This is a genomic window from Janthinobacterium sp. J1-1 (assembly GCF_030944405.1).
Lineage (GTDB): Bacteria > Pseudomonadota > Gammaproteobacteria > Burkholderiales > Burkholderiaceae_D > Janthinobacterium.
Window position 1 is genome coordinate 3,062,515 of sequence record NZ_CP132339.1, and the last position, 24,610, is coordinate 3,087,124.

Genomic DNA, 24,610 nt, shown 5'->3' on the forward strand with positions numbered 1-24,610 from the left:
TATCATGATGGGGGCGGCCTTGAAAACAAGTTCGTCGGCACGCCGGCAAAAACGCTGAAAGTATTATAGGTCAGTTTTATGACCTTTATGCGGAAAATTTTTGACGTGATGGTTTTTTGCACTCAGCTTGTCTGCGCCAGCTCCGCCAGGTGCTGTTCGATGGCAAACACATGAGGATCAACTTTGCCCAGTTCGCGCAGCGCGCTGGCCAGGTGCAGCAGGTAGTCGCTGTTCGGGCCGCTGGGGCCGCTTGACCTGGCGATCTGGCGCGCGATGTCCAGTTCCGGTGCGGCGCCCAGAAAGGCCGCGTTTTCCTCGTTGGCGATATACACCAGGCCTTCCGTGCTGCTGCCGTCGTCAAAGGTGATGGCGGTGGCCAGGCGCAAATAGCCGTTCTTTTCGCGGTGGTCGAGGTGGGCGAACACTTCCGGCGTGATCAGATAGGCCATGCCGTCGCAGATGGCGCCCGCCTGCGGCACGATGGTGGCCACGCGGCCGGGCGCCAGCGGCGTGCCGCGATGATCGTGCGAGCCCTGCCAGAAACGCCGGGTCCAGCCGGCGATGCTGGCAGGGCGCCGTTCGATAAACGGAAAGTCGGCCTTGTAGATCAGCGAGCCATAGCCGAACAGCCAAACTTCGCTGTGGCCGTCGAAGTGCTTCATGCGCCGGTTGATGGCGATGGTGGCGGCGTCGATCTCCGACAGGTCAGGCGCGGCGGGGGAGGGCTGTGTCATGGAATCAAATGCAATCAATGAACGGCGATTATACCGGCGCCGCCGGCGCGCCGCTGCCGACGTTCCATTCGTGCGTCTCGACGAACTTGAACAGAAAGGCCATGAAGCTTTCGGCCGCCGGCGACAGTGAGCGGCCGGTTTTCGTGTACACGAAAAAGCGCCGCGTCAGTTCCGGCTCGTGCAGGGTGCGCATCTGCAGCCGGTACAGTTTCACCATCGGTTCCGCATACGGCAAACAGGCCGTGACGCCCAGGTTGGCGCTGACCATGGCCAGCGCGGTGGTCATGAAGGTCACTTCGTTATACGGGTTCAGCGACAGCTCGCGAAACGCGCCGTGCATGTCGCGCAGCAGCCGTTCGGTGAACTGGCCCTGCAGCGAAATAAAGGGATAATCGGCGACGTCGGCCCAGGTCACTTTTTCCTTGTGCCGCAGCGGGTGCTGTTCGGGAAACACCAGCACGAATGGCATTTCGAACAGCACTTGCGCGGCGATTTCCGCCGTCGGATCGCGCTCGGGGCCGATGCCGAAATCGACTTCGCCGCTGAACACGCGGCCCGATACGTTCTCCACCGGGCAGTCGACCAGGCGCAGCTGCACGTCCGGGTGGGCCTGGCGGTAGGCGGCGATCACTTCGGGCAGCAGGGTGCACGACATCATCTGCGGCGCGGCGATGCGCACCATGCCGGTTTTCAATGCCTTGCGCTGGGCGATGCCCGCCATGGCGCCGTCGAGGTCCTCGATCATCTTTTCAAACAGCGGATACAGTTCGCGGCCGATTTCGGACAACTGCGTCTTGCGCGTGCTGCGCTCGACCACGCGCACCCCCAATATGCTTTCCAGTTCCTTGATCAGGCCGCTCAGGGCCGACTGGGTGACGTGCAGGTATTCGGCGGCCAGGGTAAAACTGCCGGTCTTGGCAAGGGCGACAAGGGCGCGCATCTGGCGCAGGCTGGGACTCATGAGATAATCCGATAAATCGAGAGATAAATATTGTTTGCATGATAGACCCAAGAAGATTCTAATGGTGAAAAACCTCGCACAAGGACACCATCATGAAACTCGCCACCCTCAAGAACGCCAGCCGTGACGGCGCGCTGGTCCTCGTCAGCCGCGACCTGCGCCAGTACCTGCCGGTGCCCGCCATCGCCGCTACCCTGCAAGCGGCGCTCGACGACTGGAACAGCATCGCGCCACAGCTCGAAGTTGCCTACGCCACCCTGAACGCCGGCCAGGCGCAAGACGCGCAGCCGTTCGACGCGGCCCTGTGCCATTCGCCGCTGCCGCGCGCCTACCAGTGGGCCGACGGCTCGGCGTATATCAATCACGTCGAGCTGGTGCGCAAGGCGCGCAATGCCGACGTTCCCGCCTCGTTCTATACCGATCCGCTGATGTACCAGGGCGGTTCGGACAGTTTCATCGGCCCGCGCGATCCCATCTTTGCATTGTCGGAAGAATGGGGCATCGATCTGGAAGCGGAAGTGGCGGTGGTGACTGGCGATGTGGCGATGGGCGCCAGCGTGGAAGACGCGGCGCAGGCAATTCGCCTGGTGATGCTGGTCAACGACGTCTCGCTGCGCAACCTGATCCCCGGCGAACTGGCGAAAGGCTTCGGCTTCTTCCAGTCGAAAGCGGCCAGCGCGTTTTCTCCGGTCGCCGTCACGCCGGACGAACTGGGCACCGACTGGCTGGATACCAAACTGCACCTGCCGTTGCTGGTGGAACTGAATGGCCAGCCCTTCGGCAAACCGAATGCGGGCGAGGACATGACCTTCAATTTCGCCCAGCTGGTGGCGCATGCGGCGAAGACGCGCGAACTGGCCGCCGGCACCATCGTCGGCTCGGGCACGGTATCGAACAAGCAGGGCAATCTGTTCGGTTCCAGCATCGACAACGGCGGCGTGGGCTACTGCTGCCTGGCCGAAGTGCGCATGTATGAAACCATCGAACACGGCGCGCCGAAAACGGGCTTCCTGAAATTTGGCGACACCGTGAAGATCGAGATGCGCGATGGCGCCGGCGCCAGCATCTTCGGCAGCATCGAGCAGGGCGTCGCGCCGTATGCCGGTAGCACCCGCGGCCGCAACTGAAAGGAACCGCTGCCATGAAGCTGTACACCTATTTTCGCAGCTCGGCCGCCTACCGCGTGCGCATCGCCCTGAATCTCAAGGGCGTGGAGTACCAGGCGGTGCCCGTGCACCTGCTGCGCAGCGGGGGCGAGCAACTGGCCGACGCCTATCGCCAGGTCAATCCGTCGGCGCTGGTGCCCACGCTGGAAGACGATAACGGCGTGGTGATCGGCCAGTCGCTGGCGATCCTCGAATACCTGGAGGAGACGCGTCCCAAGCCGCCGTTGCTGCCCGGCGACGCGGCCGGCCGCGCCCACGTGCGTGCGCTGGCCTTGACCCTGGTGGCCGACACCCACCCGCTGGGCAACCTGCGCGTGCTCAAATATATCAAAGGGGAACTGGGGCAGAGCGAAGAAGCCAAGCTGGCCTGGCAGCAGCACTGGCTGCGCGAAGGACTGCTCACGTTCGACGCGATGCTGGCCCGCGCCGGCAGCACGGGCCCATACTGCCATGGCGATACGCCGACCCTGGCCGACTGCTGCCTGGTGCCGCACCTGTTCAGCGCGCGGCGCTTCGAGGTCGACCTGGCACCGTTTCCGGCGCTGGTGCGCATCGATGCCGCGTGCGCGCAGCTGCCTGCGTTCCAGCTCGCGCATCCGTCGCGCCAGCCCGACGCGGAATAGTCAGGTCCACTCGACCCGGTTACGCCCCGCGTGCTTGGCGCGGTACAGGGCCTGGTCGGCGCGGATCAGCAGATCGGTCAGGCTGTCCGGGCCCAGCCGGGTGGTGGCGTCGAGCGGCAGGTCGGAGGTGGCGCCGATGCTGATCGTCAGGCGCGCTGTCTGGCCGTCGCCGCAATCGACCTCCATGCCCTCGATGGCCGCGCGCAGCCGCTCGGCCGCCTCCAGCGCCACCTGCAGCGAGGTTTCCGGCATCAGCAGCACGAACTCCTCGCCGCCGAAACGGGCCGCCGTATCCATGCCGCGCGTCATGCTGCGCAGCACCTGGGCCACGGCGACGATGGCGCGGTCGCCGGCGTCGTGGCCGTAATGGTCGTTGATGCGCTTGAAGTGGTCGATATCGATCATCAGCAGCGACAGGGCATGGCCAAAGCGCTGGCCGCGTTCGATTTCCTCGGCAATGCGCAAGGTCATCTTGCGGCGGTTGCCCAGTTCCGTCAGCGGATCGGTGGTGGCCTGCTGCTCCAGTTTCGAGTTGGCCACCAGCAGTTCCAAGGTGCGCCGCAAGACCCGTTCTTCGAGCTTGTTGCGCTCTTCATTGAGAATCGCCAGGGTGGCGCGCCGGCCGCGCAGCGCCAGTACCAGCGCCGCGATCAGTGCCGCCTGCAAGGCCAGCAGCGACAGGCCGGCGATGATTTGCGTGTGGTACAAGGTCCACAGTCCCTGCGGCTGGTTCAGGATGCGCGAGCCGGCCGGCAGGTTGCGCAGGCCGAAGCGCTGCACCGCGCCATCGTCGAAAATGGTCGCCTGCATGCCATCCGGATCGGGCGCGCGGCCCTGCAGGATGCGGGCGATGGTGCGCCCCACCTTGTCGGCGCTGATCACATGGCCGCCCGCCACGCCGGGCAGTATCAACGATTCCACGCTGGTAAAGATCGGCACGGCGCTGCGCGCCGCCAGGTCGCGCGCGACATCGGGCGGCGTCACCCTGGTGCCCTGCATGTCGCGGTAGACGGGCAGCAGGTACAGCGCGCTGCCGGCGCCCAGCGTTTCGGTGCGGTGGCGCAGTTCGTCGAGCGTCAGCTTGTCCCAGTAGTCGAACACGATGCGCCCCTGGTAGCGGGCGGCCGCCGCGCGGAAGGCGGCGATCCAGTCGCGCCCGCGCGCGGTGGTGTCGCCGACCACGGCGATATGGCGCAGTTCGGGCGTTACCTGGGCGATCACGGCCAGCGCGCGCGGGAAATCATGGATCACGTCAAGATTGATGCCATCGCCGGGCTCCCAGCCCTGGCGGCCCTGGTTGACATAAAAGCGCGGTACGCCGGGGAACAGGTTCGGATGTTCGCTGAGGAAACGCGCCGCCAGGTAGTTTTCCGTGATGATGGCGTCGAGCCGCACATTTGCGTACTTGGTGCGCAGATGGGTGTCCAGGCCGGCCACCGCTTGGCGTTCGCCGACGCGTATCGAGTCGAGGCGCTCTTCGAACATGCCGGGCGTACTGTTCCAGTTCGGCGTGGCCAGTTCGGCGTTCATGCCGCGGCGTATCAGGGTCTGCCACAGCGACGAGGCGTCGCTGCCCAGCGAATACAGCACCAGCACCTGGCGCGGCTTCGGTCGCGCAAACTGGCTTTGCGTTTCGGCCGCCAGGCCCTGCGCCTGCGCGCACGGCGTCAGCGCCCAGCACAGCCACAGCAGCAAGGCCATGCGGCAGCGGTGGACGGCGAGGAGGGAAGTCGGGCTGGGCATGGGTGTCGTGGCGCAATGCGGCTGGTAGATTGAAGTCCGCCTGGTTGATTGTCTCCTTGGAAGCGGAGTCTAGCATTCTTGGCTTGCCAGCGGACATTAAAGGTACATATTTTGTCAAGTTGATTGCATTATTGACATGATTGGAGGCGCAGATAACTTTGGGTATTCTGCAAGCTTTGTGACGGCTTCAGTTACAATTTCGCTTTTATCTTGCGCGGTCACAAGCGCCAGCCGGGACCTGCCTGGCAGAAGTTCGAGGAGTATGCAAATCAATAACGTTGAAGAATTGAAGGCCTGGATCGCCGCCGGCGGCGTGCCCGATTATCTGCACTTCTGGGGCCATACGCCGGCCCAGGCGCAACTGGCCGACAAGAGCTGCCTGAGCCAGTGGTTTCCGTCGCCGTTCAGCCTGGCCGGCGTGCGCTATGCCACGGCCGAGCATTACATGATGGCGCAAAAGGCCGCCCTGTTCGGCGATACCAAGGTGCAGGCGCGCATCGTGGCGGCCGAGCGGCCGTCGGAAGTGAAAAAGCTGGGCCGCGAAGTGGCCAATTTCGACGCCAGGGCGTGGGAAGCGGCGCGCGCCGGCATTGTCTTCGACGGCAACTACGCCAAGTTTTCGCAAAAGCCCGCGCTGCGCAAGTTTTTGCTGGCCACCGGCGAGCGCATCATCGTCGAGGCCAGCCCGGTCGACCGCATCTGGGGCGTGGGCCTGGCGTCGGACAATGCGCGCATCCTCGACCCGGCGACTTGGGACGGCCTGAATCTGCTGGGGTTCGAGTTGATGAAGGTGCGGGCCGCTCTGCGCGGCTAAGTAATTCTCAGGAAATTATTGTGAAGTTATGACGAACAGAACCGGATGCTATGCAAGGCGGCCGCTGCGACGCAGTGCGAGCACTGCTAGCAGTGGGCAACGCCGCAGAGCGCCGGTTATGGAAGTCAGAAATCACAAGAATTTATTGGGCGTTACTTAGGTCTACGGTCAGCTGTTGTTTTCCTGCCGGCCGCAACGCCTGTTGCGGCCGGCACGGCCCTGTCCATCCCCTGGAAATGAGGGGCTCTCTGACAAACCTCTGCGGATTTGTTATACTTGACTAAATCATTCAACTACTCAGGGTTTGAGGAGTTGAAAAGCCGCAATATTTTAACCCAGTTATTGAATAGTCGAACCGAGGATGTATGCGTCTGACCACAAAAGGCCGTTTTGCCGTGACCGCGATGATCGATCTTGCCCTGCGCCAGGGCAAGGGACCGGTCACGCTGTCGGGCATCAGCCAGCGCCAGTCGATTTCCCTGTCCTACCTGGAGCAGCTGTTCGGCAAGCTGCGCCGCCATGAGATCGTCGAATCGATCCGTGGCCCGGGCGGCGGCTACAGCCTGGCGCGCCGCGCCGACAAGGTGACGGTGGCCGATATCATCATCGCCGTCGACGAGCCGCTGGACGCCACCCAGTGCGGCGGCAAGGAGCATTGCCACGGCGCCGACGCGGCCACCGGCGCGCGCTGCATGACGCACGAGCTGTGGTCCACGCTGAATGAAAAAATGGTCGACTACCTGGATTCTGTGTCGCTGCAGGACCTGGTCGACCAGCAGAGACAAAAGAACGCCGAGCAAAGCGTGATGGTGATGCACCGTAATCACGCCACCCTCGGATAAGAATACCAAAAATACTAGTTGCTGATCGCATGGAGTTATTGATGAACGCCCCAGAAAAAAACGCAGGCCAGGTGCACTTTGAAACGGCACCGCATTTCCCGATCTACATGGATTATTCGGCCACCACGCCGATCGATCCACGCGTCGCCGACAAGATGATTCCCTACCTGCGCGAGCAGTTCGGCAATCCGGCCTCGCGCAGCCACATGTATGGCTGGACCGCGGAAAAAGCCGTGGAAGAAGCACGCGGCCACGTCGCCGCACTGGTCAATGCCGACCCACGCGAAATCATCTGGACCTCGGGCGCCACGGAAAGCAACAACCTGGCCATCAAGGGCGCGGCGCAGTTCTACAAGACCAAAGGCAAGCACATCATCACCGTCAAGACCGAGCACAAATCGGTCCTCGACACGGTTCGCGAACTGGAACGCATCGGCTTCGAAGCGACCTACCTGGAGCCGCAGGACAACGGTCTGATCACGGTCGAGCAGCTGGCCGCCGCCGTGCGTCCGGACACCATCCTGGTCTCCGTCATGCTGGTCAATAACGAAATCGGCGTGATCCAGCCGATCGACGAAATCGGCGTGTTCTGCCGCTCGAAAGGCATCATCTTCCATTGCGACGCCGCGCAAGCGACGGGCAAGGTGGTGATCGACCTGCAGAAGACCAAGGTCGACCTGATGACCTTCACGGCCCATAAAACCTATGGCCCGAAAGGCGTGGGCGCCCTGTACGTATGCCGCAAGCCGCGCGTGCGCCTGGAAGCGCAGATGCACGGTGGCGGCCATGAGCGCGGCCTGCGTTCGGGCACCTTGCCGACCCACCAGATCGTCGGCATGGGCGAATCGTTCCGCATCGCCAAGGAAGAAATGGATGTCGAAATCGGCCGCATCAAGGCCTTGCGCGACCGCCTGGCCACCGGCCTGCAGGAAATCGAAGAAGTCTATATCAACGGCGACATGGATCACCGTGTGCCGCACAACCTGAACGTCAGCTTCAACTACGTCGAAGGCGAGTCGCTGATCATGGCGATCAAGGATATCGCCGTGTCGTCCGGTTCGGCCTGCACCTCGGCCAGCCTGGAACCATCGTACGTGCTGCGCGCCCTGGGCCGCAGCGACGAACTGGCGCACAGCTCGATCCGTTTCACCATCGGCCGTTTCTCGACCGAAGCCGACATCGACTTCGCCGTCAACCTGCTGAAATCGAAAGTGCACAAGCTGCGCGAACTGTCGCCGCTGTGGGACATGTTCAAGGATGGCATCGATATCAATTCGATTCAGTGGGCCGCACATTAATCACCGCAGCATCGCGGCCCCAACCGGGGCCGGCAAGAATATTTAAGGAGCATCAAAATGGCTTACTCGGACAAAGTACTCGATCATTACGAAAATCCACGCAACGTGGGCGCCTTCGACAAGGGCGATGAAACCATCGGCACCGGCATGGTGGGCGCGCCTGCCTGCGGCGACGTGATGAAACTGCAGATCAAGGTCGGCGCCGATGGCCTGATCGAAGATGCGAAATTCAAGACCTATGGCTGCGGTTCGGCCATCGCCTCGAGCTCGCTGGTGACCGAATGGGTGAAAGGCAAGACCCTGGACCAGGCGCTGTCGATCAAGAACACGCAGATCGCCGAAGAACTGGCCTTGCCACCGGTGAAAATCCACTGCTCGATCCTGGCGGAAGACGCCATCAAGGCGGCGGTACTGGACTACAAGACCCGTCACCCAGCGGCAGCTTAAATACGTTGGCATCCCGCCCGCGCCGTCAAGGCCGGGCGGCTGCGGAGACCCAGATGATTACACTGACCGAAAAAGCGGCAAAGCACATCACCCGTTATATCGAGCGTCGCGGCAAGGGCATGGGCCTGCGCTTTGGCGTGCGCACCACCGGCTGCTCGGGCCTGGCCTACAAGCTCGAATATGTCGATGAAGTGGCGGAAGAAGACAGCGTGTTCGAATCGCACGGCGTGAAAGTGTTTGTCGATCCGAAAAGCCTGCCGTATATCGACGGCACGGAACTCGATTTCGCGCGCGAAGGCCTGAACGAAGGCTTCAAGTTCCACAATCCGAACGAAAAAGACGCCTGCGGCTGCGGCGAGAGTTTCCGCATCTAAGAAGCAAGCATGATCCCCGGTCGGTGCGCTGTACTCATCGATTGAGGTACAGCGACCACCGACACACTATGCAAAACCACTTCGAATTATTCCAGTTGCCGCCGCAGTTCGCACTCGACCAGGCAGCGCTCGACAGCGCCTACCGCGACGTGCAGGGCAAGGTTCATCCCGACCGTTTCATCAACGCCAGCAGCGCCGAAAAGCGCGTGGCGATGCAGTGGGCCACGCGCGCCAACGAAGCCTACCAGACCCTGAAAAGCCCGCAGAAGCGCGCCCAATACCTGTGCGAACTCAATGGCGTCGACCTGCAGACGGAGTCCAACACGGCCATGCCGGTCAGCTTTCTGATGCAGCAGATGGAGTGGCGCGAGGAACTCGGCGAGGCGCGCGCCGGCAAGGACGCCGATGCGCTCGACGCGCTCGACCGCCAGCTGCGCGGCGAACGCAAGACCTTGCTGGCCCAGGTCGGCGCGCAGCTCGATGCGGGCGACTATGTGAACGCCGCGCAAAGCGTGCGCGCGCTGATGTTCCTCGATAAATTCGGCGAAGAAGTGCGTTTTGCCTTCGAGGCAATCGAAGCCTGAACAGCGTGAGTTTTGCGCGCGCTTTATAATGCGCGCTACAGTTTCTGCGGCACCACGCAATCCATCATCGAGGCACGAATACCATGGCACTTCTGCAAATTTCCGAACCAGGCATGTCGACCGCGCCGCACCAGCACCGGCTGGCCGTCGGCATCGACCTGGGCACCACCAATTCCCTGGTCGCCACCGTGCGCAACAGCATTCCTGAAGTGCTGAACGACGAAGACGGTCACGCGCTGCTGCCGTCCGTGGTGCGCTACCTGCCGAACGGCCACGCCAATATCGGCTACAAGGCCATGGCCGCGCAGACCACCGATCCGAAGAACACCATCGTCTCCGTCAAGCGCTTCATGGGCCGCGGCCTGGCTGACATCGCCTATGCGGAAAACCTGCCCTACGATTTCCAGGACACGCCTGGCATGGTGCAGCTGAAAACCGTGGCCGGCGTGAAAAGCCCGGTCGAGATCTCGGCGCAGATCCTGGCCACCCTGCGCCAGCGCGCGGAAGATTCGCTCGGCGACGACCTGGTCGGCGCCGTGATCACCGTCCCGGCCTACTTCGACGACGCCCAGCGCCAGGCTACCAAGGATGCGGCCCAGCTGGCCGGCATCAATGTGCTGCGCCTGCTGAGCGAGCCAACCGCCGCCGCCATCGCGTATGGCCTCGACAGCGCCTCCGAAGGCGTATACGCCGTGTATGACCTCGGTGGCGGCACCTTCGACATCTCGATCCTGAAACTCTCCAAGGGCGTGTTCGAAGTGCTGTCCACCGGCGGCGATTCGGCCCTCGGCGGCGACGACTTCGACCGCCGCCTGTTCTGCTGGATCAGCGAGCAGGCCAAGCTGGCGCCGCTGTCGGACGAAGACACGGCGATCCTGATGGTCAAGGCGCGCGAGGTCAAGGAACTGCTGTCGACCAAGGCCGAAACGAGCATCGATGCGGTGCTGAACTCGGGCGAGGAAGTCCACCTGCGCATCACGGCCGCCGACTTTACCGCCATGACGCAGCATCTGGTGGCCAAGACCATGAACGCCATCAAGAAGGCCTTGCGCGACGCGAACGTGGATGCCGACGACGTCGACGGCGTGGTGATGGTCGGTGGCGCCACGCGCATGCCGCATGTGCAGCGCGCCGTCAGTGAATTCTTCCATACGATTCCGCACGCCAATATCGACCCGGACAAAGTGGTGGCGCTGGGCGCCGCCATCCAGGCCAATCTGCTGGCCGGCAACCGCGCCGCCGGCGACGACTGGCTGCTGCTGGACGTGATCCCGCTGTCGCTGGGCATCGAGACCATGGGCGGCCTGGTGGAAAAAATCATCCCGCGCAATTCGACGATTCCGTGCGCTCGGGCCCAGGAATTCACGACATTTAAAGATGGCCAGACGGCGCTGGCGGTGCACGTGCTGCAGGGCGAGCGCGAACTGGTCAGCGACTGCCGTTCGCTGGCGCGGTTCGAGCTGCGCGGCATTCCGCCCATGGTGGCGGGCGCCGCGCGCATCCGCATCACCTACCAGGTCGACGCGGACGGCTTGCTGTCGGTGTCGGCGCGCGAACTGCGCTCCGGCGTGGAAGCATCGATCAGCGTCAAGCCGGCGTATGGCCTGGCCGACGACGAGATCGCGCGCATGCTGCAGGATTCCTACACCTCGGCCGACGTCGACATGGTGGCGCGCGCGCTGCGCGAAGAGCAGGTGGAAGCCGAACGCATCGTGCTGGCCACGCAATCGGCCCTGGACGAAGACGGAGGCCTGCTGGACGAGGCCGAACGCGTCACGGTCGATGGCCTGATCGCGCAGGTGCGCACGGCGATTGCGGACTCGCAGGCGGGCACGGTCGACCACCAGACCCTGAAGCGCGTGATCGAGGCATTGGCTGACGGAACCGAAGACTTCGCCGCGCGCCGCATGGACCGCAGCGTGCGCACGGCGCTTACGGGCAAATCGCTCGACCAGGTCGCGTAAAAAATTGAATCGCGCGGCCGTATGCGCCGCGCCCTGAATGACAGACTGAAAGAAGAAAACCATGCCACAAATCGTTATCCTGCCGCACGCCAAACTTTGCCCGGACGGCGCCGTGATCGAAGCTCCTGCCGGCAAGTCCATCTGCGACATCCTGCTGGAAAACGATATCGATATCGAGCACGCCTGCGAGAAATCGTGCGCCTGCACCACCTGCCACGTGCTGGTGCGCGAAGGGATCGAGTCGCTGAACGAAGCGACCGAACTGGAAGAGGACATGCTGGACAAGGCCTGGGGCCTGGAAGCCGTGTCGCGCCTGTCGTGCCAGTCCATCGTGGCCGAGGCCGACCTCGTCGTCGAGATCCCGAAATACACCATCAACCAGGTCAGCGAAGGTAGCCACTAAATGAAATGGTCCGACATCACGGCGATCGCCGAGGCGTTGTACGACACGCATCCGGACGTCGATCCCCTGACCGTGCGCTTCACCGACCTGCATAACTGGGTGGTGGAACTGGACGGCTTTGACGATGACCACACGCGCGGCGGCGAAAAAGTGCTCGAAGCGATACAGATGGCGTGGATCGATGAAGCGCGCTAAGGGCGCGGCGCAAGCCGCCAGGGGCGCTGACGCCCCCGCCGTGTCGAAGGATGTGATCACGGCCGCCAGCAATATGCCCGAGATCAAGGACGGCCAGTCGATCGCGCTGCTGCAGGAGCTGCATATTCTCACGCGCGACGGCAAGATGAACCAGGACAGCCGCCGCAAGCTCAAGCAGGTGTATCACCTGACGCAGTTCATCGAGCCGCTGCTGCGCGAAGTGCAGCTGGACCACCCTGGCGTCTCGCTGGTCGACCATGGCGCCGGCAAGTCGTATCTCGGCTTTATCCTGTACGACCTGTTCTTCAAGAACGGAAACGACGGCTCGCATATCTACGGCATCGAAACGCGCGAGGAACTGGTGCAGCGTTCGCAGGAACTGGCGAGCAAGTTCAAGTTCCCCGGCATGTCGTTTTTGCCGCTGTCGGTGGCCGAGTCGACCGAGTCGAGCCTGCTGCCGAAGCAGATCGATATCGTCACGGCCCTGCATGCCTGCAATACCGCCACCGATGACGCGATTCACTTCGCCTTGAAGAAGAAGGCGAAATTCATGGTGCTGGTGCCGTGCTGCCAGGCCGAAGTGGCGTCCGTGTTGAAGAAGAACAAGGGCAAGACCCTGGGCAAGAACGTGCTGACGGAGCTGTGGCGCCACCCGCTGCACACGCGCGAATTCGGCAGCCAGATCACTAACGTGCTGCGCTGTTTGCAGCTCGAAGCGCACGGCTACCAGGTCAGCGTGACGGAGCTGGTGGGCTGGGAGCATTCGATGAAAAACGAGCTGATCATCGCCAGCTACAAAAACCTGCCGCGCCAGCGTCCGACCGAACGGCTGCAGGAAGTGCTGCAGACGCTGGGCCTGGAAGAGATGGGGCATCGTTTCTTTGCCGAGGAATTGGCCAAGGCGACGGCGTAAGGTCCTGCACATCGCGAGACAATCGGCAAAAGGGGAGGAGCGGGTCGGTTACAATACCGGCTTCTCCTCCCCTTTGCTTTTTGCGCCTCACATGACCACACCAATCGATATGCCCACCGTCCGCCTGGCCAAGCGCCTGGCCGAAGACTTGCCCTGTTCGCGCCGCGAGGCCGAACTGTATATCGAGGGCGGCTGGGTCACGGTCGATGGCGAGCTGGTCGAAGAGGCCGGCGCGCGCGTGGCCGACAAGCAGGAAGTGGTGCTGTTGCCGAACGCCACCCTGGACGAAATGCCGCCCGTGACCATCCTGCTGCACAAGCCGGCCGGGATCAATGGCGGCGTCGGCAGCGACGGCAAGCCTGCCCTGAGCTGCCTGCGTCCCGAAGAAATCTTTACGCCCGATAACGTCGCCCCCAGCTCCATTACGCGTTTTCTGAAGCGCCATCTGATCGGCCTGACGGTCACCAATCCGCTGGAAACCATGGCCTCGGGCCTGCTGGTGTTCACCCAGGATTTCCGCGTCGCCCGCAAACTGGTCGACGAAGCGAAAACGGTGGAGCAGGAATTCATCGTCGAAGTAGCGGGCCAGATCGCCGAGGGTGGCCTGGCGCTGCTCAATCACGGCCTGCCGTTCAATGGCAAGCCGCTGCCGCCGATGAAGGTCAGCTGGCAGAATGAAACCAGGCTGCGTTTTGCGCTGAAAAACGTGCAGCCGGGCCAGCTGGCCCATATGTGCCGCATGGTGGGCCTGGAGGTGGTGGCCATCAAGCGCCTGCGTATCGGCCGCATCTCGATGGGCGCCATGCCCGCAAGCCAGTGGCGCTACCTGCAGGGCTACGAACGATTCTAAGGACGCCTGAGCAAACCTACTGCGCGTCGCGCTTTGCGGCCTGCGATGCTCACCGTGCTCAAGCACGGTTGCGCTTCTTAGCCACAAATCACTGCCGCTCGCTACGGTTTTCTCAGGCGTCGTGACGTTAGTGATTTTCTTGTAAGTGCCGCAGTTCTGCGGCATGGCTTTCCGCAAAGCTTTTCCAGAGCCGCTCGGCGATGCGCAGGGCGATGGCGTCGGCCTTTTCCTGCAAGGCCGGATTGCCCATGCTTTCGGTGGTGGCGAAGAACAGGGTCAGCCAGCGGCGGAACATGCACGGCGTCAGGTTTTCCATCTGTGCGTGCTGCGCCAGCGGCTTGCCGTGGTAGCGCATGGTGCCGCGCAGCAGGCCTGACCAGAAGTCGACCAGGGTCGCCAGGTGCTCGTCCCAATTCTTGACTTCACGGCCGAATACGGGCCCGAGCATGGCGTCTTCGCGGGCGGCCGCATAAAAGGTGTGGACGAGTCGCGCGACTTCTTCTTCGGTACAGATTTCCGTGCGCGATGTGAGGATATGAACGTGGGGTGGGGGAGCGGTTTTCATGGCATGCCATGATGGCAGAGCCGCCCCCTGTGCTTCAATGACGCAGGTCAAGCGGCTGCAAATTGCGGCTCAGGCGGCAACCTTTTTGCTCTTCTTGGCGGGCGCAGGCAGCTGCACGATCTGCGTGCCCAGCAGCTTGTCGTGCAGAAACTGGCCGTTGCCGGTAAATAGCGCCGTGCTTGACCAGGCCAGCATGCCGATGCCGATCGCCGACAGGGCCTGCCAGTGCTGCAAGTCCAGCACATACGACACCAGGATGCCGGGCAGCAGCCACATCCACGCCAGCACATAGCGGCATGCGGCCAGGCGCAGCGGCACGTGGGCCTGGCCGGGCAGCACCACCTTCAGGCGCCAGGTCTTCATGGCCAGGGTTTGCCCCTCGCGGCTCCATTGGTGAATGAAATAGGCGCCCATCACCAAGAAGGCCAGGCATTGGCGCATGTGTTCGGTGAGCGGCGTATGCGCACCCTGCACGGCCAGTTCAAAGATCAAAAAGGGCAGGAACAGCACGGCCAGCGCCAGCAAGGACTCATACACGATGGAAATCAGGCGCCGCTTGATGGTGGGCACGGTGGTCGATGCAACGGTGTTATCTGGCATAGTCGGGCAATGAGCTGGGGGTGGCAGGCGTTACCACGGGCGCTGCCGGGATCGTGACCGGGACGGCAGGGGCGGGCACAGGTACGGTGGGCACCGGCGGCACCGTGATCACGGCGGGCGGGCGTATGTCCGGCCTGGCGACCGGGACTTTTTTCGGCACGGCTTCGGCCGCCAGTTTTTTCTTTTGTTCTTCCGGCAATTGCTGGTATTGCTCCCACTGCGCCGACTTCTGGCCCGGATCGATCTTCTTGGCGCGCGCATAGTTCTCGCGCACCGTGCGGCGCTGTTCGGGCGTTAGCTTGATCCAGTCGCGCATGCGTTCGTGCACGCGCGCCTGCTCGTCCGGTTTCATCGAGGCAAAACGGTTCGCGATATCGAGCCACTTCTGCTTGCGCGGCGCATCGAGCTTGTTCCACTCGCCGGCCAGCGGCTGCAGGGCCGCTTGCTGGGCCCGCGACAGGCTGGCCCACTGCGATTTGCCGGCATTTTTCACCGGCACGGCTGGCGCGGCGGGCTTGAGCGCCGGGACTGCCTTGGCGGCGGGAGCGGCCGGTGGTGCATCCTGGTTGGCGTACACCCAGGAGGCGCCCGCCAGCGCGCAGGCGCCCAGCACGACGCCGCCGGCCATCCAGCTTTTGCGTACCTTGCTTGCGGTGGCGTCGGCCATTATTGCTCGCGTTTCGTCAGGTAGGCATTGAAGCCATGGTCCATATAGGCCGACAGCGGCAGTTCGTCCGACAGCACGGCGGCGTCGAGTTCGGCCAGTTCGGCGATCTGCTGCTCCTGCTCGAACTGGTAGATGCCGGCGCCGCCGGCCACCAGCAGCAACAGCGGAACGATCACGCTCATGCGGCTCAGCCACGACAGCGGCTCGGCAAACAGGTGGGTAGCGATGCCGGCGAGCACGTTCTGGCGTGCCGCCACGCGCGCGGGCGCGTCGGCCTTCTTGCGCGCCATGGCCGCCTTGCGCGCGGCCGCCAGGCGGTCGGTGGTCGAGGCCGGCAGGTCGTCGAGCTTTTCGTTCAGCGCATGCCGCACTTTGTAGGCGAAATTGAGGTCGTCGGTATTCATAGTTGTATTCCCTTGGCTTTCAGCGATTCGGCGAGCGTGTGGGTAGCTCTTGAGCAATGTGTTTTCACGCTGCCTTCCGAGCAGCCCATCGCCAGCGCCGTTTCAGCCACGTCCATATCCTGCCAATAACGCATGAGGAAGGCTTCGCGTTGACGCGCGGGCAGTTTTTGTACCTCTTCATCAATCAAATCAAGGATCTGCGCGCGTTCGACCTGGTCGGCCGACGATTCGGCGGCGTTGGATCCCTGCTCCGATTGATAGGTGTCGAGTATATCAAAGTCCTCATGCTCGTCACCCGATGGTTTCATGCCCGAAAACAGGCTGACCCAGGTGTTGCGCACCTTTTCGCGGCGGAAGTAATCGAGGATGGTCGTTTGCAGGATGCGCTGGAACAGCATCGGCAGTTCGGCCGCCGGTTTGTCGCCGTATTTTTCGGCCAGCTTGATCATCGCGTCCTGCACGATGTCGAGCGCGGATTCTTCCTTGCGTACGGCATAGGCGGCCTGCTTGAAAGCGCGCCGCTCCACATGTTCGAGAAAATCGGATAGTTCTTTGTCTGTTGCCATGCGGTAAGGAGCGAGCCGGTGGCTGCGTGGGCTGTGGGCGGGAGGTGGCCTGCATTGTGCAAACTGAGCGCATGCTAGCAAAAAATGTGCAATTCCGCATGATTTTTGCACCTTGAGCGCGCAAAAAGCCGGTTTGGAATACATTTTCCTTGACCATCATGGTGCGACGCGATAACGTATGGGACGCTTTGAACACCCCAAAGCTCTATGGTCAAGTTGCAACTGGCACACAACGCCACCAGCGACAAGACGCGCTTTCATTTGTAGGCAGTTTGTTCTAACCCGCGCCACAAGCGCGAGCGGTTCGTACAGTCGCCACAGAAACTCCGGCCAAACGAGTTGCGTTAAGCGTTGTTTTGCAAGGTATCTATGGGTGCCCGAAGAAATTGCGTGACCGCATGAAAAGGGAAGCAGGAAGACTGTAGCGTCAGGCGTACCTCGTCAGGAAAGAACATCCGATCAATCTCCAATGGACCTTGAAAGGAATGTTTCATGAATACCGAAGCAAGAGGATCTGCCTCGGGACCGGCCATCGGTCCCATTACCGGCGCGGAAATCGTCGTGCGCTGTCTGGCTGAAGAAGGCGTCGAGCACGTCTTTGGTTACCCGGGCGGAGCCGTACTGTATATCTACGACGCCATCTTCCAGCAAAACAAATTCCAGCATATCCTGGTACGCCATGAGCAGGCCGCCGTGCACGCCGCCGACGCCTATTCGCGCAGCTCCAACAAAGTCGGTGTGGCCATTGTCACGTCCGGCCCAGGAGTCACCAATGCCGTGACCGGTCTGTCGACCGCTTACATGGACTCCATCCCGATGGTCGTCATTTCCGGCCAGGTGCCGAGCCATGCGATCGGCCAGGATGCCTTCCAGGAATGCGACACCGTGGGCATCACCCGCCCCGTCGTCAAGCACAACTTCCTCGTCAAGGACGTGAAAGACCTGGCTGCGACGATCAAGAAAGCGTTCTTTATTGCCCGCACCGGCCGTCCCGGTCCCGTGCTGGTCGATATCCCCAAGGATATCAGCATGCACAAGTGCAATTTCGACTATCCGAAGGAAGTCGAGATGCGCTCCTACCGTCCGGTTGACAAGGGCCATTCGGGCCAGATCCGCAAGGCCGTGCAGCTGCTGCTGCAAGCCGAACGTCCGATGATCTACACGGGCGGCGGCGTGATCCTGGCGCATGCGGCCCCCGAGCTGAACAAGCTGGTCGACCGCCTTGGTTTCCCGTGCACCAACACCTTGATGGGTTTGGGCGGCTACCGCGCCTCGAGCGAACAGTTTGTCGGCATGCCCGGCATGCACGGCACCTACGAAGCGAACATGGCGATGCAGAACTGCGACGTGCTGATCGCCATCGGCGCCCGTTTCGATGACCGCGTGATCGGCAACCCGAAACACTTCGCCTCGCATCCGCGCAAGATCATTCACGTCGACATCGATCCATCGTCGATCTCGAAGCGCGTGAAAGTCGATATTCCCATCGTCGGCAACGTCAAGGATGTGCTGATCGAGTTCCTGGCGCAACTGGACGCGGCCGAAGCGAAACCAAACGTCAATGCATTGAGCAACTGGTGGAAGCAGATCGCCGAATGGCGTGGCCGCGACTGCCTGAAGTATCCGAGCTCGGACCTGGTCATCAAGCCGCAATCGGTGGTGGAAAAAGTATTCCAGATCACCAAGGGCGATGCCTTCATCACGTCCGACGTGGGCCAGCACCAGATGTGGGCCGCGCAATACTACCGCTTCGACAAGCCGCGCCGCTGGATCAATTCCGGTGGCCTGGGCACCATGGGGGTCGGCTTGCCGTACGCCATGGGCGTGCAGATGGCCAATCCGGACGCGACGGTTGCCTGCATCACCGGCGAAGGTTCGATCCAGATGTGCATCCAGGAGCTCGCCACGTGCAAGCAGTATCACCTGACGCCGAAAATCATCATGCTCAACAACCGTTTCCTCGGCATGGTGCGCCAGTGGCAGGAAATCGATTACGGCTCGCGCTATTCCGAGTCCTACATGGATTCGCTGCCCGACTTTGAAAAGCTGGCCGAGGCCTATGGCCACGTCGGTATGAAAATTGAAAAACCGGGCGACGTCGACGGCGCCCTGAAAGAGGCGTTCGGCATGAAAGACAGGCTGGTATTCATGAACTTTATTACCGACCAGTCCGAAAACGTGTGGCCGATGGTGAAAGCCGGCAAAGGCTTGTCCGAAATGATGCTCGGCTCGGAGGACCTGTAACCATGCGCCATATTATTTCTGTCTTGCTGGAAAACGAAGCCGGTGCCCTGTCGCGCGTGGTGGGCCTGTTCTCTGCCCGCGGCTATAACATCGAAACCCTGACCGTGGCGCCGACCGAAGATGCAACCCTGTCGCGCATGACCATCGTCACCAGCGGTTCGGACGACATCATCGAGCAGATCACCAAGCACCTGAACCGTCTCATTGAAGTGGTGAAGGTGGTGGACCTGACCGAAGGCCAGCATATCGAACGCGAGTTGATGCTGATCAAGGTGCGCGCCGTGGGCAAGGAACGCGAAGAAATGAAGCGCACCGCCGATATCTTCCGCGGCCGCATCATCGACGTGACCGAAAAGACCTACACGATCGAGCTGACGGGCAACAAGGTCAAGCTCGACGCGTTCATCGATTCGATCGACCGCGCCTCGATCCTGGAAACCGTCCGCACGGGCGGTTCGGGCATCGGCCGCGGCGAACGCATCCTCAAAGTATAAAAAAACGCAGCACGCGGCTCTGGCCGCACTCCCATACAACGCAGTTACTTAAAATATATAGGAAATACCATGAAAGTTTTTTACGACAAAGACGCCGACCTGTCCCTGATCAAAGGTAAAAACGTTGCCATCATCGGCTACGGTTCGCAAGGCCATGCCCACGCACAAAACCTGAACGATTCGGGCGTCAACGTCACCGTCGGCCTGCGCAAGGGCGGCGCTTCGTGGAACAAGGTCGAGCAAGCCGGCCTGAAAGTAGCGGAAGTCAATGATGCCGTGAAAGCGGCCGACGTCATCATGATCTTGCTGCCGGACGAAAACATCGCCCAGGTCTACAACGAAAACATCGCCCCGTTCGCCAAGGAAGGCGCGGTACTGGCCTTCGCCCACGGCTTCAACGTGCATTACGGCCAAGTCGTGCCGCGCGCCGACCTGGACGTGATCATGATCGCCCCGAAAGCGCCAGGCCACACCGTGCGCGCCACCTACACCCAGGGTGGCGGCGTGCCGCACCTGATCGCCGTGTACCAGGACAAATCGGGCGTGGCCCGCGATATCGCCCTGTCGTACGCTTCGGCCAACGGCGGCGGCCGTGCCGGCATCATCGAAACGAACTTCCGCGAAGAAACCGAAACCGATCTGTTCGGTGAGCAGGCAGTGCTGTGCGGCGGCGCCGTGGAACTGATCAAGGCCGGTTTCGAAACCCTGACCGAAGCGGGTTACGCTCCGGAAATGGCCTACTTCGAGTGCCTGCACGAACTGAAACTGATCGTCGACCTGATCTATGAAGGCGGCATCGCCAACATGAACTACTCGATCTCGAACAACGCCGAATACGGTGAATACGTGACCGGCCCGAAAGTCGTTACCTCGGCCACCAAGGACGCCATGCGCCAGTGCCTGAAAGACATCCAGACCGGCGAATACGCGAAGAGCTTCATCCTGGAAAACAAGGCCGGCGCACCGACCCTGATCTCGCGCCGCCGTTTGACGTCCGAGCACCAGATCGAAGAAGTCGGCGCCAAGCTGCGCGCCATGATGCCTTGGATCGCGAAAAACAAGATGGTCGACCAGTCGAAGAACTAAGCAGTTTTTTGCATGACGAAGCCGGCGCAAGCCGGCTTTTTTCATGGCCGCCTTTGGTACATTGATATACTTTCATTCTGTTGTAAATGATGCACGACGCTGGCGCCCGCCGGTGTTACTCTGAGCGATGCCGGTTTCCGGCCATATCTTGATCAGGAGGCACACGTGCACACGATAGCCCTGGCTACGCTCCCAACTCGTTTGTTGGGCCTGTTTCTGACCACCGTTCTGACATTCTTTCCCTTCACCAGCACCCAGGCGGCGGTTCCTGCCTATCCCGCAAGCTTCAAGACCATGACGATCGCCACCGCCGATGGCACGCTGCATGTACGCGTGGGCGGTTCCGGCCCGGCCGTGTTGCTGATACACGGCTTTGGCGATACCGGCGACATGTGGGCGCCGCTGGCGGCCGCATTGGCAGCGGAACATACCGTGGTGGCACCCGACCTGCGCGGCATGGGGCTGTCCTCGCGCCCGGCGGGCGGTTACGACAAGCGTACCCAGGCTGCCGACATGCGGGCCGTGCTCGACAAGCTGGGCATAGCTCATGCCGACGTGGTCGGACACGATATCGGCACCATGGTGGCCTACGCTTATGCGGCCCGCTACCCCGACCAGACCGACCGGCTGGTGGTGATGGATGCACCGGTGCCCGGCATTCCGCCGTGGGAACAGATCGTGCGCAGTCCGCAGCTGTGGCATTTCTCGTTTGGCGGCCCCGACGCCGAGCGCCTGGTGGCCGGGCGCGAGCGCATCTATCTGGACCGTTTCTGGAATGAATTTGCCGGCACGCCGTCCAAAATAGACGAGGAAACGCGGCGCCATTATGCGAAGCTGTATGCGCGCAAGGGCGCGATGCATGCGGCCTTCGCGCAGTTCCTGGCCATACCGCAAGACGCCGAAGACAATCTGCGCTCGATGGCCACCAAACTGACCATGCCGGTGCTGGCGATCGGCGGCGCCAAGTCCTTCGGCGCCAACGAAGCCGTCGTCATGCGCAATGCGGCCGTGAACGTGACGGAACTGGTGGTACCCGACGCCGGCCACTGGCTGATGGAAGAGCAGCCGGTGGTGACGGTGGACGCCATCAAGGCCTTCCTCAAACGCGATAAATAAAGGCCGTGTTCATGCCGCATGCGGTGCATCGGCCAACATCCGGTAGTATCCGTGTCTTCATAGTCGTTGAAGCGCCGGTTGAACCATGCTTGTTTATTCAAAAGTTATCGTTGGAAATTTGAACTCGCTCAAGCGCCCGGTCGCGGTTGCCATCAGTTGCTGGTTCCTGATGCTGGGATCGCTGTCATCGCTGGCCTCGGCTTACCTGGGCCGCAACGATCCCGTGATGATGGCGTGGATGGCGCGCGGCCCGGTTCCAGCCGAGGCGCAATATGCGATCCTGCTCGGTGGCCTGGGCATCACGCTGGCAACCGCGGTGGCCATGCTGCAAGGGCATCGTGGCGCGCGCACGGTGTACGTGGCGTGGAGCGTGATCGATATCGCCGTCAGCCTGGCCACCGTGCCCGTCAAGACCGGCGTCCTGCCTGGTGCAATCACGTTTGCCGTCATCTGCGCGTTCCTGTTCAGTCCGAAATCAAATGCCTGGTTTTCGCCGCGCAAGGCGGCCAATGATGCGAGCATGACGGCCGCTTGAGCCCGGATGTTTTTCGTGTGCACGCTTTTGGTGCGTTTGCGCTACAATTCCGCCCTTCCTTTGCCGTTGCGCCCGCAACGGCATCTGTTTCGGTTTCTGCCGACCGCAACGCGCATTACCGCTAGATAATAGCACGCCAGGCTTTTGCAACATCGCCTGCGCAACCCGAGGTACCCACATGACTGACCGTTTGACCGCCACAGTGCCTGTTCCAGGCCCTGCCGCTATCGCCATTTCCCGACGCTTTCCGCTGGCCGCTTTATTGGCGCTGGCGATGACCAGCTTTATCGCCATCCTGGCCGAAACCTTGCCCGCCGGCTTGTTGCCGCAGATTTCACAGGGTCTCGGCATTTCCGAAGTGATGACGGGCCAGCTGGTGACCGTGTTTGCGATCGGCTCGATCCTGACCGCGATCCCCCTGACCGCCATGACCAGCGGCTGGCGCCGCCGCAAGGTACTGCTGCTGGCCGTCGGCGGCTTCCTGGTATTCAATACCATCACCGCGCTGGCGCCCAATTACATGGTGGCGCTGGCCTCGCGCTTCCTGGCCGGCATGGCCGCCGGGCTGGCCTGGGGCCTGATGGCCGGCTATGCGCGGCGCATGGTCGGCGTGGCGCAGCAGGGCAGGGCGATGGCGGTCGCCATGATAGGCACGCCGCTGGCCTTGTCGCTGGGCGTGCCGCTCGGGACCCTGATGGGTGGCGTGCTGGGCTGGCGCAGCATCTTTGGCGTCATGTCCGGCTTGGCGATTATCCTGGTGGCGTGGATACTGGTGGCCGTGCCCGATTATCCGGGCCAGAAGCACGGCGAACGCCTGAGCATCCGCCAGGTGTTCATCACACCGGGCGTGCGGCCCATCCTGGCGGTGATCGTGGCATGGATGCTGGCGCATAACATTCTCTACACCTATATCGCGCCGTTCCTGGCGCCCTCGGGCTTGCGCGCGCGGATCGACCTGGTGCTGCTGGTGTATGGCGTCGGTTCCCTGGCCGGCATCTGGCTGATCAGCCGCCTGATCGACCGCTGGCTGCGCAAACTGGTGCTGGGCAGTATCGCCGCGTTTGCCTTGATCGCCATTGCGCTGGGCCTGGGCATGGACAGCCCTTTGGTGATCTATCTCGGCATGGCGGTCTGGGGCGTGACCTTTGGCGGCGCCGGCACCTTGCTGCAAACGGCCTCGGCTGACGCTGCTGGCGACGGCATGGACGTGGCGCAATCGATGGTGGCCACCATCTGGAACGTGGCGATTGCCGGTGGCGGCGTGGTCGGTGGCGTGCTGCTCGACGGCTACGGCGTGGCGGCGTTTCCCTGGACCGTGCTGGCCTTGCTGCTGGTCGCCTTGGGCATCGCGTGGTGCGCGCGCAGCAGTTTCAAGCCGGGCCGGCGCACGGGCGGCGTGGTTGCTAGGCATTAAATGTGTCCGGATGTGAGCGAACAGGGCAAAGTGTGACGATTTGTTAATTTGCGCCACAGCAAACTTCTGGCCGTTAGAATCAGGTCAGTCTGACCAATTCAATAAGCGGCAGGGCGTACAACGACCCTGTCTGCATTCAACCACCGAGGAGTCGTATCCATGATCAAATCCGTACTGGTTGCCGCCGCAGCCACCGTTGCTCTTTCCGCGCAAGCGCAAACCTTGCCGACCACCGGCACCCTGGTGGTCGTGCCCGCCTTTGGCGAAGTCAAGCATGCCAATGACCAGGTGGTCGCCACCCTGGCCATCGAAGAACAGGACAAGGACAAGGCCGCGGCTGCGTCGCGCGTGAACCAGAAAATGAACAAGGGCGTCGCCATCGTCAAGCAGGCCGACCCGTCGGCCGTGCTGAAATCGTATGGCTATTACACCTACCCCGTGTATCCGGAAGACCGTCCGCTGCCGGCTGGCGCCGTCGCCAAGCCGCGAGTGCCGACGGCCTGGCGCGTGGGCCAGTACCTGGAAGTGACCACCGCCAACCTGGCCAGCCTGCCGAAAACCGTTTCGGCGGCCCAGGGCGTGCTGACCCTGAACGGCCTGAACTTCGGCCTGAAGCCGGAAACCATCCGCCTGCTGGACGACCAGCGCATCGCCGCCACCTATAAAAACCTGAACGAGCGCATCGCCTCGATCGCGCGCGCCATGGGCCGCAATGTATCGGACGCCGTGCTCGACACGGTGGACTTCGAAGGTTCGGGCAATTACGCTGGCGAAAGCCGCGCCGCCGCCCCCGCGCCGATGATGATGCGCAGCAAGATGGCCGACGATGGCCAGGTTGCCGAGCCCAGCTTCGAGCCGGGCGAGACCACCCTGGACATGCGCCTGGTGGGCAAGGTCAAGTTCAAATAAATTTGGTGTGGCGATATTTGCGACAAAGTAAATATTTCCGCGCTAGAATGACTTACCAAAAAATCATGGGGCTATGCGGCCCCATGATTGTTTTTATCG

The 24,610-nt window shown here is 62.1% G+C and carries 28 protein-coding genes; 20 read left to right on the top strand and 8 right to left on the bottom strand.

Features of this window, described 5'->3' with window-relative positions:
• Positions 1-122: 122 nt before the first annotated feature.
• Positions 123-695 carry a gamma-glutamylcyclotransferase gene (locus Q8L25_RS13875; RefSeq protein WP_308925720.1) on the bottom strand — a complete coding sequence of 191 codons (573 nt, stop codon included), beginning with the start codon at positions 693-695 and terminating at the stop codon, positions 123-125.
• Between the two features lie 67 nt (positions 696-762).
• Positions 763-1,695, bottom strand: coding sequence for a LysR family transcriptional regulator (locus Q8L25_RS13880; RefSeq protein WP_308925376.1), 933 nt, complete (start codon positions 1,693-1,695; stop codon positions 763-765).
• 92 nt (positions 1,696-1,787) lie between these two features.
• Between Q8L25_RS13880 and Q8L25_RS13885 the strand changes: the two genes are divergently transcribed.
• Positions 1,788-2,822, top strand: coding sequence for a fumarylacetoacetate hydrolase family protein (locus tag Q8L25_RS13885; protein ID WP_308925377.1), 1,035 nt, complete (start codon positions 1,788-1,790; stop codon positions 2,820-2,822).
• A gap of 14 nt (positions 2,823-2,836) precedes the next feature.
• On the top strand, positions 2,837-3,484 hold the full coding sequence (maiA, locus tag Q8L25_RS13890; RefSeq protein ID WP_308925378.1) for a maleylacetoacetate isomerase: 648 nt from the start codon (positions 2,837-2,839) through the stop codon (positions 3,482-3,484).
• Here the strand turns inward: maiA and Q8L25_RS13895 are convergent, their stop codons facing one another.
• Complete coding sequence (locus tag Q8L25_RS13895) at positions 3,485-5,227, bottom strand: GGDEF domain-containing protein (RefSeq protein ID WP_308925379.1); 1,743 nt, start codon at positions 5,225-5,227, stop codon at positions 3,485-3,487.
• A gap of 262 nt (positions 5,228-5,489) precedes the next feature.
• Between Q8L25_RS13895 and Q8L25_RS13900 the strand changes: the two genes are divergently transcribed.
• The 11 genes from Q8L25_RS13900 to Q8L25_RS13950 all read left to right on the top strand — a co-directional run bounded on the left by Q8L25_RS13900 (position 5,490) and on the right by Q8L25_RS13950 (position 13,911).
• Complete coding sequence (locus tag Q8L25_RS13900) at positions 5,490-6,041, top strand: NADAR family protein (RefSeq protein WP_308925380.1); 552 nt, start codon at positions 5,490-5,492, stop codon at positions 6,039-6,041.
• A 365-nt stretch (positions 6,042-6,406) separates the two neighbouring features.
• Positions 6,407-6,883, top strand: a complete 477-nt coding sequence (gene iscR, locus Q8L25_RS13905) for a Fe-S cluster assembly transcriptional regulator IscR (protein WP_308925381.1) — start codon at positions 6,407-6,409, stop codon at positions 6,881-6,883.
• A 41-nt stretch (positions 6,884-6,924) separates the two neighbouring features.
• Complete coding sequence (locus tag Q8L25_RS13910; protein WP_374694271.1) at positions 6,925-8,181, top strand: IscS subfamily cysteine desulfurase; 1,257 nt, start codon at positions 6,925-6,927, stop codon at positions 8,179-8,181.
• 57 nt (positions 8,182-8,238) lie between these two features.
• Entirely contained in the window at positions 8,239-8,628 is a 390-nt protein-coding gene (gene iscU / locus Q8L25_RS13915) for a Fe-S cluster assembly scaffold IscU (protein WP_038493869.1), read from the top strand.
• A 53-nt stretch (positions 8,629-8,681) separates the two neighbouring features.
• A complete protein-coding gene (gene iscA / locus Q8L25_RS13920) occupies positions 8,682-9,002 on the top strand; it encodes an iron-sulfur cluster assembly protein IscA (RefSeq protein ID WP_308925382.1) in 321 nt (106 codons plus the stop codon).
• A gap of 68 nt (positions 9,003-9,070) precedes the next feature.
• Positions 9,071-9,586, top strand: coding sequence for a Fe-S protein assembly co-chaperone HscB (hscB, locus tag Q8L25_RS13925; protein WP_308925383.1), 516 nt, complete (start codon positions 9,071-9,073; stop codon positions 9,584-9,586).
• An 83-nt stretch (positions 9,587-9,669) separates the two neighbouring features.
• Positions 9,670-11,550 (top strand): Fe-S protein assembly chaperone HscA, encoded by a 1,881-nt coding sequence (gene hscA, locus Q8L25_RS13930; RefSeq protein WP_308925384.1) that lies wholly within the window; start codon positions 9,670-9,672, stop codon positions 11,548-11,550.
• Between the two features lie 61 nt (positions 11,551-11,611).
• Positions 11,612-11,953, top strand: a complete 342-nt coding sequence (fdx, locus tag Q8L25_RS13935) for an ISC system 2Fe-2S type ferredoxin (RefSeq protein WP_034750070.1) — start codon at positions 11,612-11,614, stop codon at positions 11,951-11,953.
• Positions 11,954-12,148 carry a Fe-S cluster assembly protein IscX gene (iscX, locus tag Q8L25_RS13940; RefSeq protein ID WP_308925385.1) on the top strand — a complete coding sequence of 65 codons (195 nt, stop codon included), beginning with the start codon at positions 11,954-11,956 and terminating at the stop codon, positions 12,146-12,148. It abuts the gene before it with no gap.
• A complete protein-coding gene (locus Q8L25_RS13945) occupies positions 12,135-13,061 on the top strand; it encodes an SAM-dependent methyltransferase (RefSeq protein ID WP_308925386.1) in 927 nt (308 codons plus the stop codon). The genes iscX and Q8L25_RS13945 overlap by 14 nt, the downstream gene beginning before the upstream one ends.
• A gap of 91 nt (positions 13,062-13,152) precedes the next feature.
• On the top strand, positions 13,153-13,911 hold the full coding sequence (locus tag Q8L25_RS13950; RefSeq protein WP_308925387.1) for an rRNA pseudouridine synthase: 759 nt from the start codon (positions 13,153-13,155) through the stop codon (positions 13,909-13,911).
• 127 nt (positions 13,912-14,038) lie between these two features.
• On the opposite strand, the gene Q8L25_RS13955 is transcribed toward Q8L25_RS13950, so the two are convergent.
• From Q8L25_RS13955 to Q8L25_RS13975, 5 genes are all read right to left on the bottom strand, one after another.
• Entirely contained in the window at positions 14,039-14,476 is a 438-nt protein-coding gene (locus Q8L25_RS13955; protein WP_308925388.1) for a group III truncated hemoglobin, read from the bottom strand.
• Between the two features lie 69 nt (positions 14,477-14,545).
• Positions 14,546-15,076: an RDD family protein gene (locus Q8L25_RS13960; protein ID WP_308925389.1), complete on the bottom strand. Its 531-nt coding sequence runs from the start codon at positions 15,074-15,076 to the stop codon at positions 14,546-14,548.
• Positions 15,066-15,743 carry a DUF3106 domain-containing protein gene (locus Q8L25_RS13965; RefSeq protein WP_308925390.1) on the bottom strand — a complete coding sequence of 226 codons (678 nt, stop codon included), beginning with the start codon at positions 15,741-15,743 and terminating at the stop codon, positions 15,066-15,068. Before Q8L25_RS13965 ends, Q8L25_RS13960 begins: the two co-directional genes overlap by 11 nt.
• The gene (locus tag Q8L25_RS13970; protein WP_308925391.1) at positions 15,743-16,147 is read right to left on the bottom strand and encodes a DUF3619 family protein; all 405 of its coding nucleotides are present in this window, start codon (positions 16,145-16,147) and stop codon (positions 15,743-15,745) included. Before Q8L25_RS13970 ends, Q8L25_RS13965 begins: the two co-directional genes overlap by 1 nt.
• The gene (locus Q8L25_RS13975) at positions 16,144-16,713 is read right to left on the bottom strand and encodes an RNA polymerase sigma factor (RefSeq protein ID WP_308925722.1); all 570 of its coding nucleotides are present in this window, start codon (positions 16,711-16,713) and stop codon (positions 16,144-16,146) included. The genes Q8L25_RS13970 and Q8L25_RS13975 overlap by 4 nt, the downstream gene beginning before the upstream one ends.
• A gap of 492 nt (positions 16,714-17,205) precedes the next feature.
• On the opposite strand from Q8L25_RS13975, the gene Q8L25_RS13980 reads away from it, so the two are divergent.
• The 7 genes from Q8L25_RS13980 to Q8L25_RS14010 all read left to right on the top strand — a co-directional run bounded on the left by Q8L25_RS13980 (position 17,206) and on the right by Q8L25_RS14010 (position 24,511).
• Positions 17,206-18,957, top strand: coding sequence for an acetolactate synthase 3 catalytic subunit (locus Q8L25_RS13980; protein WP_308925392.1), 1,752 nt, complete (start codon positions 17,206-17,208; stop codon positions 18,955-18,957).
• Positions 18,958-18,959: 2 nt separating this feature from the next.
• Entirely contained in the window at positions 18,960-19,451 is a 492-nt protein-coding gene (ilvN, locus tag Q8L25_RS13985) for an acetolactate synthase small subunit (protein WP_065310638.1), read from the top strand.
• A gap of 69 nt (positions 19,452-19,520) precedes the next feature.
• Positions 19,521-20,537, top strand: coding sequence for a ketol-acid reductoisomerase (gene ilvC, locus Q8L25_RS13990; RefSeq protein WP_308925393.1), 1,017 nt, complete (start codon positions 19,521-19,523; stop codon positions 20,535-20,537).
• A 294-nt stretch (positions 20,538-20,831) separates the two neighbouring features.
• Positions 20,832-21,653: an alpha/beta hydrolase gene (locus Q8L25_RS13995; protein WP_308925723.1), complete on the top strand. Its 822-nt coding sequence runs from the start codon at positions 20,832-20,834 to the stop codon at positions 21,651-21,653.
• Positions 21,654-21,771: 118 nt separating this feature from the next.
• Positions 21,772-22,188: a hypothetical protein gene (locus tag Q8L25_RS14000; protein ID WP_308925394.1), complete on the top strand. Its 417-nt coding sequence runs from the start codon at positions 21,772-21,774 to the stop codon at positions 22,186-22,188.
• Between the two features lie 178 nt (positions 22,189-22,366).
• On the top strand, positions 22,367-23,602 hold the full coding sequence (locus Q8L25_RS14005) for an MFS transporter (RefSeq protein WP_308925395.1): 1,236 nt from the start codon (positions 22,367-22,369) through the stop codon (positions 23,600-23,602).
• A 159-nt stretch (positions 23,603-23,761) separates the two neighbouring features.
• The gene (locus tag Q8L25_RS14010; protein WP_308925396.1) at positions 23,762-24,511 is read left to right on the top strand and encodes an SIMPL domain-containing protein; all 750 of its coding nucleotides are present in this window, start codon (positions 23,762-23,764) and stop codon (positions 24,509-24,511) included.
• The last annotated feature ends 99 nt before the right edge of the window (positions 24,512-24,610 follow it).

Bases quoted from the DNA above. Each gene is read 5' to 3' on its own strand.
- Q8L25_RS13880 (WP_308925376.1), bottom strand. From the start codon at position 1,695: ATGAGTCCCAGCCTGCGCCAGATGCGCGCCCTTGTCGCCCTTGCCAAG.
- Q8L25_RS13885 (WP_308925377.1), top strand. From the start codon at position 1,788: ATGAAACTCGCCACCCTCAAGAACGCCAGCCGTGACGGCGCGCTGGTC.
- maiA (WP_308925378.1), top strand. From the start codon at position 2,837: ATGAAGCTGTACACCTATTTTCGCAGCTCGGCCGCCTACCGCGTGCGC.
- Q8L25_RS13895 (WP_308925379.1), bottom strand. From the start codon at position 5,227: ATGCCCAGCCCGACTTCCCTCCTCGCCGTCCACCGCTGCCGCATGGCC.
- Q8L25_RS13900 (WP_308925380.1), top strand. From the start codon at position 5,490: ATGCAAATCAATAACGTTGAAGAATTGAAGGCCTGGATCGCCGCCGGC.
- iscR (WP_308925381.1), top strand. From the start codon at position 6,407: ATGCGTCTGACCACAAAAGGCCGTTTTGCCGTGACCGCGATGATCGAT.
- Q8L25_RS13910 (WP_374694271.1), top strand. From the start codon at position 6,925: ATGAACGCCCCAGAAAAAAACGCAGGCCAGGTGCACTTTGAAACGGCA.
- iscU (WP_038493869.1), top strand. From the start codon at position 8,239: ATGGCTTACTCGGACAAAGTACTCGATCATTACGAAAATCCACGCAAC.
- iscA (WP_308925382.1), top strand. From the start codon at position 8,682: ATGATTACACTGACCGAAAAAGCGGCAAAGCACATCACCCGTTATATC.
- hscB (WP_308925383.1), top strand. From the start codon at position 9,071: ATGCAAAACCACTTCGAATTATTCCAGTTGCCGCCGCAGTTCGCACTC.
- hscA (WP_308925384.1), top strand. From the start codon at position 9,670: ATGGCACTTCTGCAAATTTCCGAACCAGGCATGTCGACCGCGCCGCAC.
- fdx (WP_034750070.1), top strand. From the start codon at position 11,612: ATGCCACAAATCGTTATCCTGCCGCACGCCAAACTTTGCCCGGACGGC.
- iscX (WP_308925385.1), top strand. From the start codon at position 11,954: ATGAAATGGTCCGACATCACGGCGATCGCCGAGGCGTTGTACGACACG.
- Q8L25_RS13945 (WP_308925386.1), top strand. From the start codon at position 12,135: ATGAAGCGCGCTAAGGGCGCGGCGCAAGCCGCCAGGGGCGCTGACGCC.
- Q8L25_RS13950 (WP_308925387.1), top strand. From the start codon at position 13,153: ATGACCACACCAATCGATATGCCCACCGTCCGCCTGGCCAAGCGCCTG.
- Q8L25_RS13955 (WP_308925388.1), bottom strand. From the start codon at position 14,476: ATGAAAACCGCTCCCCCACCCCACGTTCATATCCTCACATCGCGCACG.
- Q8L25_RS13960 (WP_308925389.1), bottom strand. From the start codon at position 15,076: ATGCCAGATAACACCGTTGCATCGACCACCGTGCCCACCATCAAGCGG.
- Q8L25_RS13965 (WP_308925390.1), bottom strand. From the start codon at position 15,743: ATGGCCGACGCCACCGCAAGCAAGGTACGCAAAAGCTGGATGGCCGGC.
- Q8L25_RS13970 (WP_308925391.1), bottom strand. From the start codon at position 16,147: ATGAATACCGACGACCTCAATTTCGCCTACAAAGTGCGGCATGCGCTG.
- Q8L25_RS13975 (WP_308925722.1), bottom strand. From the start codon at position 16,713: ATGGCAACAGACAAAGAACTATCCGATTTTCTCGAACATGTGGAGCGG.
- Q8L25_RS13980 (WP_308925392.1), top strand. From the start codon at position 17,206: ATGAATACCGAAGCAAGAGGATCTGCCTCGGGACCGGCCATCGGTCCC.
- ilvN (WP_065310638.1), top strand. From the start codon at position 18,960: ATGCGCCATATTATTTCTGTCTTGCTGGAAAACGAAGCCGGTGCCCTG.
- ilvC (WP_308925393.1), top strand. From the start codon at position 19,521: ATGAAAGTTTTTTACGACAAAGACGCCGACCTGTCCCTGATCAAAGGT.
- Q8L25_RS13995 (WP_308925723.1), top strand. From the start codon at position 20,832: ATGACGATCGCCACCGCCGATGGCACGCTGCATGTACGCGTGGGCGGT.
- Q8L25_RS14005 (WP_308925395.1), top strand. From the start codon at position 22,367: ATGACTGACCGTTTGACCGCCACAGTGCCTGTTCCAGGCCCTGCCGCT.
- Q8L25_RS14010 (WP_308925396.1), top strand. From the start codon at position 23,762: ATGATCAAATCCGTACTGGTTGCCGCCGCAGCCACCGTTGCTCTTTCC.